This window comes from Citrobacter sp. wls710, from assembly GCF_005281115.1.
Taxonomy (GTDB): domain Bacteria; phylum Pseudomonadota; class Gammaproteobacteria; order Enterobacterales; family Enterobacteriaceae; genus Citrobacter; species Citrobacter werkmanii.
Genome location: NZ_SZXD01000007.1, coordinates 234,559 through 248,360, shown reverse-complemented (window position 1 = coordinate 248,360; position 13,802 = coordinate 234,559). Strand labels below are relative to the sequence as shown.

The window sequence follows — 13,802 nt, the reverse complement described above, 5'->3', positions numbered from 1 at the left end:
AATTAGCGAATGAATTTCCAAACGGAAGTTGGAATCTTGTCGTAGAGCTTATTCATGGTCAATTCAGCAAGGCGGTGATCCGCTGCTGAGTAAAATACAGCCAGTTCGTTGTCGGACAATTCATATTTATTTTTTTCAATAACGCGCTCAAGCGTGTCAATTGTCTGGCAGCGTCGCAGGCGCATCAAATAATCTGTTTTAGTTAATGGTTTATCAGACATAACTCTTACCTATGATTGTAATAATTTTTAACAAGACAAACTAACAGGATTAGCCCTGGTGGCATTGACAAAACAGCGAAACAGTCGATTACCTGATTTCCGCCATTTCTGCAGATCCTGCGTATTAATACCATAACTGCTGAACAACATAAAAGTGTCATCCAGGTATTCATCTATCTGCGCAATCAGCTTATTGTCCTCATTGTACTTAATTTTATAATTAAGTGCGAAGGTTGCAATATGCTCTATCAGTTCATTGAGCTGTAAGCTGGTTGCAGAGGTAGGGTCGTTAACCCAGCCATGGTTACTTTGTTCAAGGTTTGCAAGACAGTCATGATACAGAGTTTCGCAGAGAAATTTAAGCTGCGCGATATCATGTCTTTTGGGTGAGTATTCATCCATAACGCATCCCCTTCTTCGTGGCTTAAACTAACCGAACACCTTCGGGATGGATACAACAAACTACCTGGAACTTGCCCGCGACTCCTGATGATTTAACTATAATCTACTCTAAAAAAGATTTCATCGCCATATCACGAAAAATTACAATTATGCAAAATTATGATGTAGCGTCATTTTTACATTTTAACAGATAAATGCAGTTATTCGAAATCGGACAAATTCTTTATTCTTCGGGCAATCATCAGGTTATCTTGATTAGCTATAGCAACAACAGGCAACAACCGACAAGATCGACCGATAGCCAGGAATAATCTTAATATTTATTAACGTAAATAAGAACTCTCAACACTTTTTAAGAATAGCCTTTAAGGCTACAGGGATTATATCGCTTATTTAAGCTGGAGCAAATAAACAGAATCGCAATAAGTGGATTTTATGATTTTTCCAGAAAAAAGGCCGCTTGCGCGGCCTTATCTTTAGAGAGGTATCAATGATGATCGACTGAGTGGCTATGCTCAATATCTTCATTTTTGCGGCTAAAGCGGCGGCGTACCACCACAAAGAACACCGGAACAAAGAAGATAGCCAACACGGTTGCCGTCACCATCCCGCCCATTACGCCAGTACCAACGGCGTTCTGCGCGCCGGAACCTGCGCCGGAGCTGATTACCAGCGGCATTACGCCCAGAATAAATGCCAGTGACGTCATCAGGATCGGACGTAAACGCATGCGGACCGCGTCCAGCGTTGCCTCAATCAGTCCTTTGCCCTCTTTATCCATCAAGTCCTTGGCGAATTCGACGATAAGTATCGCGTTCTTCGCCGACAACCCAATGGTTGTGAGCAGGCCTACCTGGAAGTAAACGTCGTTAGTCAGGCCACGGAACGTTGCCGCCAGCAATGCGCCGATAACCCCCAACGGTACCACTAGCATTACTGAGAACGGAATAGACCAGCTCTCGTACAATGCCGCCAGGCACAGGAAGACGACGATCAGTGAAATGGCATACAGCGCAGGGGCCTGGTTGCCGGACAGTCGTTCCTGATAGGACATACCTGTCCAGTCATAACCGATACCGGATGGCAGTTTGCTGGCCAGTTGCTCCATCATTGCCATCGCTTCACCGGTACTTTTACCCGGTGCGGCCTGGCCTAAGATCTCCATGGAAGGCAGACCGTTATAGCGTTCCAGACGCGGTGAACCATATTCCCAACGTGAGGTAGAGAAGGCGGAGAATGGGACCATCTGTCCATCGCTGCCGCGGACGTACCAGTTGCCAATATCTTCCGGCAACATACGGTATTTCGCTTCAGACATGACGTAAACTTTCTTCACACGACCACGGTCGATGAAGTCATTCACGTAGCTTCCGCCCCATGCTGCACCCAGCGTTGTATTAATATCACTAATGGAAACACCCAGAGCCTGCGCTTTTTCCTGATCGATATCGATCTTGAACTGCGGCGTATCTTCCAGACCGTTAGGACGTACGCCGACTAACAGATCAGGATGTTTCGCAACTTCACCAAACAGCTGGTTACGTGCCTGGGTCAGTTTTTCATGGCCCAAACCTGCCTGGTCAATCAACTGGAAGTCAAAACCGGTGGCAGTACCTAACTCCACAATGGCTGGCAGGTTAAAGGCAAAGACCATTGCATCTTTAATCTGCGAGAATGCGCCCATCGCACGCTCGGTAATCGCCTCAACTTTATTCTCTTTACCTGGGCGTTCGCTCCAGTCTTTCAGCGAGACGAACGCGATACCGGTGTTCTGACCACGACCCGCAAAACCGAAGCCGTTAACGGCGAATACCGATTCAACGTTCGCTTTTTCTTTCGTCAGATAGTAATCCGTCATTTCGTCCAGCACCTTCTGGGTACGCTCTTGCGTTGCACCCGCTGGCAGCTGAGCCATGGACAGGAATACCCCCTGGTCTTCATCTGGCAGGAACGAACTTGGCAGACGAACGAACAGATAGGCCATGCCCACGACGATGATCAGATACAGCGCCAGATAACGACCGGTGCTGCGCAGAATACCGCCCACGCTGTCGGTGTAATGGTGCGTGCTCTTATCGAACATGCGGTTAAACCAGCCGAAGAAGCCTTTTTTACCTTCTCCGTGATCGCCTTTAGCAATCGGTTTGAGCATGGTCGCACACAGAGCAGGGGTCAGAATCAATGCCACCAGTACTGACAACGCCATCGCGGAAACAATGGTGATGGAGAACTGACGGTAAATTGCACCGGTAGACCCCCCGAAGAATGCCATCGGGATAAATACCGCTGACAGCACCATCGCGATACCCACCAGCGCGCCCTGAATCTGGCCCATTGATTTACGTGTCGCTTCCTTCGGCGGTAGTCCTTCTTCCGCCATAACACGCTCAACGTTCTCGACCACCACGATGGCGTCATCCACCAACAGGCCGATGGCGAGCACCATCCCGAACATCGTCAGGGTGTTTATCGAGAAGCCGAAAATCGCAAGGACGGCAAACGTACCCAACAGCACTACCGGTACGGCGATAGTCGGAATCAACGTCGCGCGGAAGTTCTGCAGGAACAGATACATGACCAGGAACACGAGGATGATCGCTTCCGCCAGCGTTTTCACCACTTCGTGAATAGAGATTTTCACGAACGGTGTGGTGTCATATGGGTAAACGATCTTCAGACCTGACGGGAAGAACGGTTCCATCTTCTTCAGTTCGTCGCGGATAGCATTTGCCGTGTCCAGGGCGTTAGCGCCTGTCGCCAGCTTGATACCCAGACCGGATGCTGGTTTACCGTTGAACTTCGCAATGATGTCGTAGTTCTCGCCGCCCAGCTCTACTTTCGCCACGTCACGCAAACGAACCTGGGAACCATCCTGATTTACTTTCAGCAGAATTTTGCTGAACTCATCGGCGGAGGTCAGACGGGTCTGCGCGATGATCGACGCGTTAAGCTGCTGGCCTTTCACCGGCGGCGTACCACCTAACTGACCGGCTGCAACCTGGGCGTTTTGCGCTTTGATTGCGTTGATGACATCAACCGGTGTCAGCTGGAAATTGTTCAGTTTGTTTGGATCCATCCAGATACGCATTGCGTACTGCGAACCGAACAGCTGAACGTCGCCCACGCCTGATGTACGGCTAATGGCATCCTTCATGTTGGCGCCAACGTAGTCGGAAATATCCTCCTGCGTCATGGTGCCATTGGTGTTGATAACACCGACGACCATCAGGAAGCTGCTGGATGATTTCTCAACGCTAACCCCTTGCTGCTGTACTTCCTGCGGCAGTAACGGCATAGCCAGCTGCAGTTTGTTCTGCACCTGTACCTGCGCAATGTCCGCATCAGTACCAGACTGGAAGGTTAGGGTGATCTGCACGGTACCCGTGGAGTCACTGTTTGAGGACATGTACATCAGGTTATCGATACCGTTCATATTCTGTTCGATAACCTGCGTAACAGTATCCTGTACTGTTTTGGCATCAGCGCCAGGGTAGGTCGCGGAGATCGTCACTGCTGGCGGTGCAATAGTCGGATATTGCGCTACCGGCAATTTGAGGATCGCGAGCCCCCCTGCCAACATGATGATAATGGCGATCACCCACGCAAATATTGGGCGATCGATAAAGAAATTAGGCATGTCTTAACGGCTCCTGTTTAAGTTAAGACTTGGACTGTTCAGGTTGGCTACCGCTTGCGGCTTGCTGGTTATTATCCGCGGTAATCTCCTGGGCTTTTACCTGCGCGCCAGGACGTACTTTTTGCAACCCAGTGACAATCACGCGGTCGCCCGGCTTAAGTCCATCAGTGACTAACCATTTATCGCCAATCGCTTGTGCGGCGACAATTTGACGCATTTCAACTTTGTTATCTGCACCGATAACCAAGGCACTGGCATCACCACGCGGTGTGCGGGTAACGCCTTGCTGCGGAACCAGTAATGCAGTTGGGTTAGTCCCTTCTTCCAGACGAGCACGGACGAACATTCCCGGCAGTAAGGTGTGATCCGGGTTAGGGAAGATTGCGCGTAACGTAATCGAACCGGTGGTTTGATCTACCGTAACATCGGAAAATTCCAGCGTACCGGCCTGCGGGAACTTAATGCCGTCATTGGTCACCAGCTCGACTTTCGCTTTACCGTTCTCTTGCTTCAGCGTGCCGTTGGCCAACTCTTGTTTCAGGCGCAGGAAGTCGTTACTTGACTGCGTCACGTCCACATAGATAGGGTCCAACTGCTGAACGGTAGCCAGTGCGGTCGCCTGACCGTTTTGCACCAGAGCACCTTCCGTAACGGATGACTTACCAATGCGGCCGCTGATCGGCGACGTCACTTTGGTATAGGCCAGATTGATGCGTGCAGTTTCTACTGCGGCTTTCGCGGCGACGACGGCGGCGTTCGCCTGCTGTGCGTCTGCCAGCGCGCTATCGTAATCCTGTTGACTGATGTACTTAGTACCCAACAGTTTCTGATAACGTTTAACCGTCAGTTGAGCGATATTTGCTGCGGCTTGTGCTTTGGCCAGATCGCCTTTTGCGCTCTCATAAGCGGCCTGATAAGTCGCAGGATCAATCTGATAGAGAGATACACCCGCTTCGATGTCACCACCTTCCGTGAAATTACGTTTCAGGATGATGCCGCTAACCTGAGGACGAACTTCAGCAATGCGATACGCACTGGTGCGACCCGGGAGTTCGGTTGTTATCTGTAGAGGTTCAGTTTTGAGCGTAACAACTCCAACCTCTGGCATCTGCTGGCCCCCTTGTTGGGCCTGTTTGTCGTCACATCCTGTTAGCGCTAAGCTGCCTGAGAGCATCAGAACGACTGCCAGAGGCGTTAACCCTCTGTTTTTGTTCATATGTAAACCTCGAGTGTCCGATTTCAAATTGATCAATGGCTTAAAGCCCATAAACCCATTGCTGCGTTTATATTATCGTCGTGCTATGGTACATACATTCACAAATGTATGTAAATCTAACACCTGTAAATTCACTGACCTATGGCACGAAAAACCAAACAACAAGCACAGGAAACACGACAGCACATTCTCGATGTTGCTCTGCGTTTGTTTTCGCAACAAGGGGTATCATCCACCTCGCTTGCGGAGATCGCAAAAGCCGCTGGTGTCACGCGCGGCGCAATCTATTGGCATTTCAAAAACAAATCGGATTTATTCAGTGAAATTTGGGAGCTAGCAAAACCTAACATTGATGAGTTAGAGACTGAGTATCAAGCAAAATTCCCCGACGATCCACTATCAGTATTAAGAGAAATTTTAATTTACGTTCTTGAAGCTACCGTGACAGAAGAACGCAGACGTTTGTTGTTGGAAATTATATTCCACAAATGCGAATTTGTCGGGGAAATGGCCACTGTTCAGCTAGCTCAACGCAGTCTGTGTATTGAGAATTACGACCGTATCGAACAAACATTGCGGCACTGCATGAATGCCAACATGCTGCCGGAAAATCTGAACACGCGGCGCGTGGCGGTGCTGCTGCGTAGCTATGTTACCGGAATTATAGAGAACTGGTTATTTGCCCCTGAATCTTTTGATCTGAAAAAAGAAGCGCGTGAATACGTCGCAGTGCTGTTGGAGATGTGTCTTCTCTGCCCAAGCCTGCGGGTTAATGTGGCGAAATCCTACTAACTTTTGAGGTCTGAACCAGGAATTATCCTGGTCGTTTTGCCTGCTGCTATTCTGCCGCTCACAGCCGTGATATTCTTGCCGCTTGACTATTTCCGGTCACTTTTCCGGTTCAGAAACGTTCATTCTCATGACTATGTTGCAGCTCTATAAACGTTCACAGCATCTTATTGCTATTACCTTTCTTTTCTTCATTCTATTGCTTTCTTGCCAGTCGTCAGCATTTGCACGGGCGCAACAGAGTGGAGATCTGCCGACGAAAGCGGATATTCAGAGCCAACTGGACGCGCTGAATAAACAAAAAGATCTCTCCGCGCAGGATAAGCTGGTTCAGCAGGATCTGACCGATACCATCGCCACGCTGGATAAAATCGATCGCGTGAAAGATGAGACCGTACAGCTTCGGCAGAAAGTTGCCGAGGCGCCGGAAAAAATGCGTCAGGCAATGGATGCGTTAAATTCGCTCAGCGATGTTGATAATGACGATGAAACGCGAAAAACGCTGAGTACGCTCTCCTTACGCCAGCTGGAGTCGCGCGTGGCGCAGGTATTGGATGACCTGCAAAGCGCGCAAAACGATTTGGCCGCTTATAACAGCCAACTGGTATCACTGCAGACTCAGCCAGAGCGCGTGCAAAATGCGATGTACACCGCGTCGCAGCAAATGCAGCAAATCCGCAATCGGCTTGATGGTAATAACGTGGGTGAGGCGGCGTTGCGCCCCAGCCAGCAGGTCCTGCTGCAGGCACAGCAGGCGCTCCTGAACGCGCAGATCGACCAACAACGTAAAAGCCTTGAAGGTAATACGATTTTGCAGGACACCTTGCAAAAACAACGCGATTACGTGACGGCAAACAGCAATCGTCTTGAACACCAGCTCCAGCTCCTGCAAGAAGCGGTAAACAGCAAACGACTGACGTTAACCGAAAAGACGGCGCAGGAAGCGGTATCGCCTGACGAAGCTGAGCGTATTCAGTCTAATCCGTTAGTGAAGCAGGAACTGGACGTCAACCATCAGCTTAGCCAGCGTCTGATCGCCGCGACCGAAAACGGCAATAACCTGATGCAGCAAAACATTAAGGTCAAAAACTGGCTCGATCGCGCGCTGCAATCCGAACGCAATATTAAAGAGCAGATCGCTGTCCTGAAAGGCAGTCTGCTGCTGTCACGTATTCTGTACCAGCAGCAACAAACGCTGCCGTCGGCAGATGAGCTTGCCGATATGACCAACCGGATCGCCGATTTGCGTCTGGAGCAGTTCGAGGTCAATCAGCAACGTGACGCCCTGTTCCAGAATGATGCGTTTGTCGCCAAACTGGAAGAAGGGCACAGCAGCGAAGTCAACGGTGAAGTTCATGATGCCCTGCTGCAGGTCGTGGATATGCGCCGGGAGCTATTGGATCAACTGAATAAGCAACTGGGTAACCAGTTGATGATGGCGATTAACCTGCAAATCAACCAGCAGCAGTTGATGAGCGTGTCAAAAAACCTGAAAGGGATCCTCACCCAGCAAATTTTTTGGGTTAACAGTAACCGCCCAATGGACTGGGACTGGATCAAAGCCTTCCCGCAAACGCTGAAAGACCAGTTTAAATCGATGAAAATCACCGTGAACTGGGAAAAAGCCTGGCCAGCGGTATTTATTGCCTTCCTCGCAGGGTTGCCGCTGCTGCTCATTGCCGGATTAATCCGCTGGCGTTTGAAATGGCTGAAAGAATATCAGGCGAAATTAGCCGCTGCGGTAGGCAACCTGCGTAATGACAGTCAGCTCAATACGCCAAAAGCGATACTGATCGATCTCATCAGAGCGCTGCCGGCCTGTCTGATTATCCTCGCCGTGGGTCTGATTCTGCTTACCATGCAGCTGAATATCAGCGACCTGCTGTGGGCGTTCAGTAAGAAGATGACCGTCTTCTGGCTGGTGTTTGGTCTGTGCTGGAAGGTGCTGGAAAAAGATGGCGTGGCGATACGCCATTTTGGCATGCCTGCAAAGCAAACCAGCCACTGGCGTCGCCAGATTGTGCGTATTAGCCTGGCGTTGTTACCGCTTAACTTCTGGTCGGTTGTTGCTGAACTGTCACCGCTCAATTTGATGGATGATGTGCTTGGTCAGTCCGTCATTTTCCTCAATCTGTTGCTGATCGCCTTCCTGGTATGGCCAATGTGCCGTGAAAGTTGGCGTGACAAAGAGTCGCATGGTCTGCGTCTGGTCACCATTACCGTGCTGTCTATTATCCCTATCGCATTGATGGTGCTGACGGCGACAGGGTATTTCTATACCACGCTGCGCTTGTCGGGGCGCTGGATTGAAACGGTTTATCTGGTTATTGTCTGGAACTTGTTGTATCAGACGGTACTTCGCGGGTTGAGCGTAGCGGCGCGGCGCATCGCCTGGCGTCGTGCGTTAGCGCGTCGTCAGAACCTGGTGAAAGAAGGGGCTGAAGGCGCAGAACCGCAAGAAGAGCCGACCATTGCGCTGGAGCAGGTTAACCAGCAAACCTTGCGTATCACCATGCTGGTGATGGTTGCCTTGTTTGGTGTTCTGTTCTGGGCAATTTGGTCCGATTTGATCACCGTGTTCAGTTACCTCGACAGCATTACGCTCTGGCATTATAACGCTACAGAAGCGGGGGCCGCAGTGGTGAAAAGCGTCACCATGGGCAGCCTGTTGTTTGCGATTATTGCGTCAATGGTCGCATGGGCGCTGATCCGCAACTTACCCGGCCTGTTGGAAGTGCTGGTACTCTCGCGACTGAAAATGCGCCAGGGGGCGTCGTATGCGATTACCACTATTCTTAACTATGCGATCATCGCTATCGGTGCGATGACGGTCTTCGGTTCGCTCGGCGTCTCGTGGGATAAACTACAGTGGCTGGCCGCAGCTTTGTCGGTTGGTCTTGGTTTTGGTTTGCAGGAGATTTTCGGTAACTTTGTTTCCGGTCTGATTATTCTGTTTGAGCGCCCGGTACGTATCGGCGATACCGTGACCATCGGAACATTCTCGGGAACGGTCAGCAAGATCCGTATCCGTGCCACCACCATTACCGACTTTGATCGCAAAGAGGTGATCATCCCGAACAAAGCCTTTGTGACGGAGCGTTTGATCAACTGGTCGCTTTCCGATACCACTACGCGTCTGGTGATCCGCATTGGTGTGGCCTACGGTTCGGATCTGGAGAAAGTGAAGAAAGTGCTGCTGCAGGCGGCGATGGAACATCCGAAAGTGATGCACGATCCGGAGCCAGCGGTGTTCTTTACCGCCTTTGGTGCCAGCACGTTGGATCATGAGCTGCGTTTATACGTGCGTGAACTGCGCGATCGTAGCCATACGGTTGACGAACTTAACCGTGCGGTCGATCGTTTGTGCCGTGAAAATGACATTGATATCGCCTTTAACCAGCTCGAAGTGCACCTGCATAATGTGAAAGGGGACACTGTGACCGAGGTTAAGCGTGACATCATCAAGGGTGATGATCCGACGCCTTCGGTAGGTTAATAGAAAAAATCATCAGGCCTGCGAGCTTTGATTCATTCGTAGGCCTGATAAGTGCAACGCCATCAGGCATTTCAGCTATAGCGCTTTTTTAGAAGAAGAGAGCTGCTTCCTTTCGTAATCCCGTTTAATAATCTCTAGCGCCTTCAGCACGGTCTCAGGCGCAACCTGATTTTCCTCAAGTAAAACAATCAAATCGACGGCCAGTTTGACCTCGTCCGGGGCGTTCTCTAATGACATAAATTCTCCGGGTATTAACGGGTTAAACGCGCCAGCACATTTTCTATTCTTGCCAGTGCATGACGACAGCGCGCGAGTCGCGCTTCGAATGCTTCTACTTCACGATGCAGTTTTTGCTGTTCTTCAAAGCCAGTAGCCTGAGCCAGGCGCTCTTTGCGTTCACGCGTCATTTCAACCAGCCGGCGTTCAAACTCCTGGTGTTGAACCCGCTTGCGCTGCCAACGCGCCAGACCGGGAGAGGCGCAGTCCCACTCTCTGAGCGACCAGCTGGTGGTTTCGCGTGAAATCGCCTCTAACTGTGAGGCAAGATGTTCCGCAAGCCAGCTAATTTGTGGTAGTTGTTGCTGATCAACCGCGCGGCGTAGGGCCTTAAGATTTTCTTCTGCTTCATCCAGACAAGCCTGCAGTAACGTACTGCGAGTGTGAAACAGATGCCTGTCAAAGCGGGCGCTAAGCGTTGTATGATGCGCCAACGGGGCACAACGCTGTCGCAGGCGGTTAAGCTGGTTTTCGAGCGTCTGTAGCAGCATGACGGTTTTCACGACAACACTCCGATGAAAATGAGAACTGTTATGCTAAAGTAGCGATTCTCTGTGTTAAGTACTCATATTATGCAACGCATTATTCTAATCATCATTGGCTGGCTAGCGGTAGTATTAGGAACGTTGGGCGTTGTATTGCCGCTATTGCCCACGACGCCGTTTATCCTGCTGGCTGCCTGGTGTTTTGCCCGCTCATCGCCGCGTTTTCACGACTGGCTGCTGTATCGTTCGTGGTTCGGCGGGTATCTGCGCCATTGGCAAAAACACCGCGCGATGCCGCCGGGAGCAAAGCCGCGCGCTATTTTGTTGATCCTGGTGACGTTTGGTATTTCACTGTGGCTGGTCAATATGATGTGGGTACGCGGCCTGCTGCTGGTTATTCTCGCCTGTTTACTGATTTTTATGTGGCGGATCCCGGTGATTGATGAAAAACAACAAAAGCAGTAAAGCGCAATAATCGCTGTTGCAATTGTCTCTCACAGCCAGTAAATTCGACCGTTTTCGAGCACAGGCGCAGGTGGTCAAAGGTTAAGCAAATGTAACCCTGGCCCTTAATATAGACACAAAATCATTCAAGACACGTCGAGGATGAAGTGTATAGTGCGCCGTGAAGTAATACCGAATTAATCAGGCACAAACTTATGACCGCGACTGCACAGCAGCTTGAGTTTCTCAAAAATAGCATCAAAAGCATCCACGACTACCCGAAACCGGGCATTCTTTTTCGCGATGTCACCAGCTTACTGGAAGACCCGAAAGCCTACGCCCTCAGCATTAAATTGCTGGTTGAACGCTACAAAAATGCGGGTATCACTAAAGTGGTTGGCACCGAAGCGCGTGGCTTCCTGTTTGGCGCGCCGGTAGCATTGGGTCTGGGCGTCGGCTTTGTTCCGGTACGTAAACCCCGCAAGCTTCCGCGTGAAGTGATCGCCGAGAGCTATGAGCTGGAATACGGCACCGATCAGCTGGAAATCCACGTTGATGCCATCAAACCGGGCGATAAGGTACTGGTTGTGGACGACCTGCTGGCAACCGGCGGCACGATTGAAGCCACCGTGAAACTGATCCGCCGTCTGGGTGGCGAAGTGACCGATGCTGCTTTTATCATTAACCTGTTTGACCTGGGCGGCGAACAGCGCCTGGAAAAACAGGGGCTGACCTGTTATAGCCTGGTTCCGTTCCCGGGCCACTAAGTCGGCTATCTCATCTCGGCTGAAGTAATACCGAGACACACAACCTCGCTGTCGCTGCGAGGTTGTGTTAGCATTATCCTCCTGTGAATCCACCCTCCAGCCTTTCAGAGCCTGCCAATGAGTTATCAGGTCTTAGCCCGAAAATGGCGCCCCCAAACCTTTGCTGACGTCGTCGGCCAGGAACATGTGCTGACGGCACTGGCGAACGGCTTGTCGTTAGGGCGTATTCATCATGCTTATCTGTTTTCCGGCACCCGTGGCGTCGGGAAAACCTCTATCGCCCGTTTGCTGGCGAAGGGATTAAACTGTGAAACCGGCATCACCGCGACGCCGTGCGGCGTGTGCGATAACTGCCGTGAAATCGAGCAGGGGCGTTTTGTCGATCTGATTGAAATCGACGCCGCCTCACGCACCAAAGTCGAAGACACCCGTGACCTGCTGGATAACGTCCAGTATGCGCCTGCGCGCGGTCGCTTTAAGGTCTACTTGATCGACGAAGTGCACATGCTGTCGCGCCACAGCTTTAACGCCTTACTGAAAACGCTCGAAGAGCCGCCCGCGCATGTTAAGTTCCTGCTGGCGACTACCGATCCGCAGAAGCTGCCGGTGACTATCCTGTCGCGCTGTCTGCAATTCCATCTTAAAGCGTTGGATGTTGAACAAATTCGCCACCAGCTTGAGCATATCCTCAAAGAAGAGCATATCGCCCATGAGCCACGCGCGTTGCAACTGCTGGCCCGCGCCGCGGACGGCAGCCTGCGCGATGCGCTGAGTCTGACCGATCAGGCGATTGCCAGCGGCGATGGTCAGGTGTCGACCGACGCAGTGAGCACCATGCTCGGCACATTGGACGATGACCAGGCACTCTCGCTTGTTGAAGCGGTTGTCGCGGCTGACGGCGAACGCGTTATGACGTTGGTGAACGATGCCGCCGCACGGGGTATTGAATGGGAAGCGCTGCTGGTTGAGATGTCGGCTTTGCTGCATCGCATTGCTATGGTACAACTTTCGCCCGCTGCGCTCGGCAGCGATATGGCCGCCATTGAACAGCGTATGCGCGAACTGGCGCGAATCGTGCCGCCAACCGATATACAGCTTTACTATCAAACCCTGTTAATTGGGCGCAAAGAACTGCCGTATGCGCCGGACAGACGTATGGGTGTCGAAATGACGCTACTGCGTGCGCTGGCTTTTCATCCGCGCATGCCGCTGCCGGAGCCTGAAGTCCCACGCCAGTCGTTTGCCCCCGTCGCGCCCACTGCGGTGATGACCCCGACGCAGATATCACAGCAGCCTGCGCCAGCGCAGCAGCAACAGAATGTGCCGCTCTCTGATTCCACCAGCCAGGTGCTGGCGGCGCGCAGCCAGCTGCAACGCGCTCAGGGAGCAACCAAACCAAAAAAGAGTGAACCGGCAGCCGCTTCCCGCGCGCGGCCGGTGAATAATGCTGCGCTGGAAAGACTGGCTTCGGTGTCAGAACGTGTTCAGGCGCGCCCTGCAGTTTCTGCGCTGGAAAAAGCGCCAGCGAAGAAGGAAGCGTATCGCTGGAAAACGACCAATCCCGTAGCCGAAGTCAAAGAAGTCGTTGCCACGCCGAAAGCGCTGAAAAAAGCGCTTGAGCATGAAAAAACGCCGGAACTGGCGGCAAAACTGGCGGCAGAAGCCATTGAGCGCGATCCCTGGGCTGCTCAGGTGAGCCAGCTTTCGCTGCCTAAACTGGTGGAGCAGGTGGCGCTTAATGCCTGGAAAGAAGAGAATGGCAACGTGGTTTGCCTGCACCTGCGTTCCACACAACGGCACCTTAATTCCAGCGGCGCGCAGCAAAAACTGGCCGAAGCATTGAGTACCTTAACGGGGTCAACGGTTGAATTGACCATCGTTGAAGATGATAATCCAGCGGTGCGCACGCCGCTGGAGTGGCGTCAGGCCATTTATGAAGAGAAACTCGCGCAGGCGCGTGAGTCGATTATTGCGGATAATAACATTCAGACGTTGCGTCGTTTTTTCGATGCAGACCTGGACGAAGAGAGTATTCGCCCCATTTGATCGTCAGCCTGATGGTTGGACGG

Annotated in this window: 11 protein-coding genes and 1 other annotated feature; of the genes, 5 read left to right on the top strand and 6 right to left on the bottom strand. The window is 51.6% G+C overall.

What is annotated here, in order from left to right:
- Positions 1 to 2 precede the first annotated feature (2 nt).
- The 4 genes from hha to acrA all read right to left on the bottom strand — a co-directional run bounded on the left by hha (position 3) and on the right by acrA (position 5,476).
- Positions 3 to 221, bottom strand: a complete 219-nt coding sequence (gene hha, locus FDX14_RS03310) for a hemolysin expression-modulating protein Hha (RefSeq protein ID WP_002892050.1) — start codon at positions 219 to 221, stop codon at positions 3 to 5.
- A gap of 27 nt (positions 222 to 248) precedes the next feature.
- Entirely contained in the window at positions 249 to 623 is a 375-nt protein-coding gene (gene tomB / locus FDX14_RS03305; protein ID WP_003021733.1) for an Hha toxicity modulator TomB, read from the bottom strand.
- Between the two features lie 487 nt (positions 624 to 1,110).
- A complete protein-coding gene (acrB, locus tag FDX14_RS03300; protein WP_038638345.1) occupies positions 1,111 to 4,260 on the bottom strand; it encodes an efflux RND transporter permease AcrB in 3,150 nt (1,049 codons plus the stop codon).
- A 22-nt stretch (positions 4,261 to 4,282) separates the two neighbouring features.
- Positions 4,283 to 5,476, bottom strand: coding sequence for a multidrug efflux RND transporter periplasmic adaptor subunit AcrA (gene acrA, locus FDX14_RS03295; protein WP_038638348.1), 1,194 nt, complete (start codon positions 5,474 to 5,476; stop codon positions 4,283 to 4,285).
- A 141-nt stretch (positions 5,477 to 5,617) separates the two neighbouring features.
- Here acrA and acrR point away from each other — a divergent pair, with 141 nt between their 5' ends.
- The gene (gene acrR / locus FDX14_RS03290) at positions 5,618 to 6,268 is read left to right on the top strand and encodes a multidrug efflux transporter transcriptional repressor AcrR (protein WP_137348989.1); all 651 of its coding nucleotides are present in this window, start codon (positions 5,618 to 5,620) and stop codon (positions 6,266 to 6,268) included.
- 127 nt (positions 6,269 to 6,395) lie between these two features.
- Positions 6,396 to 9,761: a mechanosensitive channel MscK gene (gene mscK, locus FDX14_RS03285; protein WP_137348988.1), complete on the top strand. Its 3,366-nt coding sequence runs from the start codon at positions 6,396 to 6,398 to the stop codon at positions 9,759 to 9,761.
- Between the two features lie 75 nt (positions 9,762 to 9,836).
- Here the strand turns inward: mscK and rsmS are convergent, their stop codons facing one another.
- Complete coding sequence (rsmS, locus tag FDX14_RS03280) at positions 9,837 to 9,998, bottom strand: pleiotropic regulatory protein RsmS (RefSeq protein ID WP_064507026.1); 162 nt, start codon at positions 9,996 to 9,998, stop codon at positions 9,837 to 9,839.
- Between the two features lie 14 nt (positions 9,999 to 10,012).
- On the bottom strand, positions 10,013 to 10,540 hold the full coding sequence (gene priC / locus FDX14_RS03275) for a primosomal replication protein N'' (RefSeq protein ID WP_042310045.1): 528 nt from the start codon (positions 10,538 to 10,540) through the stop codon (positions 10,013 to 10,015).
- A gap of 69 nt (positions 10,541 to 10,609) precedes the next feature.
- Here priC and FDX14_RS03270 point away from each other — a divergent pair, with 69 nt between their 5' ends.
- The 3 genes from FDX14_RS03270 (at position 10,610) to dnaX (ending at position 13,779) form a co-directional block, all read left to right on the top strand.
- Positions 10,610 to 10,987 carry a DUF454 family protein gene (locus tag FDX14_RS03270; RefSeq protein WP_042310044.1) on the top strand — a complete coding sequence of 126 codons (378 nt, stop codon included), beginning with the start codon at positions 10,610 to 10,612 and terminating at the stop codon, positions 10,985 to 10,987.
- Positions 10,988 to 11,181: 194 nt separating this feature from the next.
- Positions 11,182 to 11,733 carry an adenine phosphoribosyltransferase gene (gene apt, locus FDX14_RS03265; protein ID WP_061381575.1) on the top strand — a complete coding sequence of 184 codons (552 nt, stop codon included), beginning with the start codon at positions 11,182 to 11,184 and terminating at the stop codon, positions 11,731 to 11,733.
- Positions 11,734 to 11,850: 117 nt separating this feature from the next.
- Positions 11,851 to 13,779, top strand: coding sequence for a DNA polymerase III subunit gamma/tau (gene dnaX, locus FDX14_RS03260; RefSeq protein ID WP_137348987.1), 1,929 nt, complete (start codon positions 11,851 to 11,853; stop codon positions 13,777 to 13,779).
- Positions 13,112 to 13,176: a sequence feature (DnaX frameshifting element), on the top strand. Its footprint overlaps the gene before it by 65 nt.
- Positions 13,780 to 13,802: the final 23 nt, after the last annotated feature.

Excerpts from the sequence above, each read along its gene's own strand:
- tomB (WP_003021733.1), bottom strand. The coding sequence starts at position 623 with ATGGATGAATACTCACCCAAAAGACATGATATCGCGCAGCTTAAATTT.
- hha (WP_002892050.1), bottom strand. The coding sequence starts at position 221 with ATGTCTGATAAACCATTAACTAAAACAGATTATTTGATGCGCCTGCGA.
- mscK (WP_137348988.1), top strand. The coding sequence starts at position 6,396 with ATGACTATGTTGCAGCTCTATAAACGTTCACAGCATCTTATTGCTATT.
- rsmS (WP_064507026.1), bottom strand. The coding sequence starts at position 9,998 with ATGTCATTAGAGAACGCCCCGGACGAGGTCAAACTGGCCGTCGATTTG.
- acrA (WP_038638348.1), bottom strand. The coding sequence starts at position 5,476 with ATGAACAAAAACAGAGGGTTAACGCCTCTGGCAGTCGTTCTGATGCTC.
- acrB (WP_038638345.1), bottom strand. The coding sequence starts at position 4,260 with ATGCCTAATTTCTTTATCGATCGCCCAATATTTGCGTGGGTGATCGCC.
- dnaX (WP_137348987.1), top strand. The coding sequence starts at position 11,851 with ATGAGTTATCAGGTCTTAGCCCGAAAATGGCGCCCCCAAACCTTTGCT.
- FDX14_RS03270 (WP_042310044.1), top strand. The coding sequence starts at position 10,610 with ATGCAACGCATTATTCTAATCATCATTGGCTGGCTAGCGGTAGTATTA.
- apt (WP_061381575.1), top strand. The coding sequence starts at position 11,182 with ATGACCGCGACTGCACAGCAGCTTGAGTTTCTCAAAAATAGCATCAAA.
- acrR (WP_137348989.1), top strand. The coding sequence starts at position 5,618 with ATGGCACGAAAAACCAAACAACAAGCACAGGAAACACGACAGCACATT.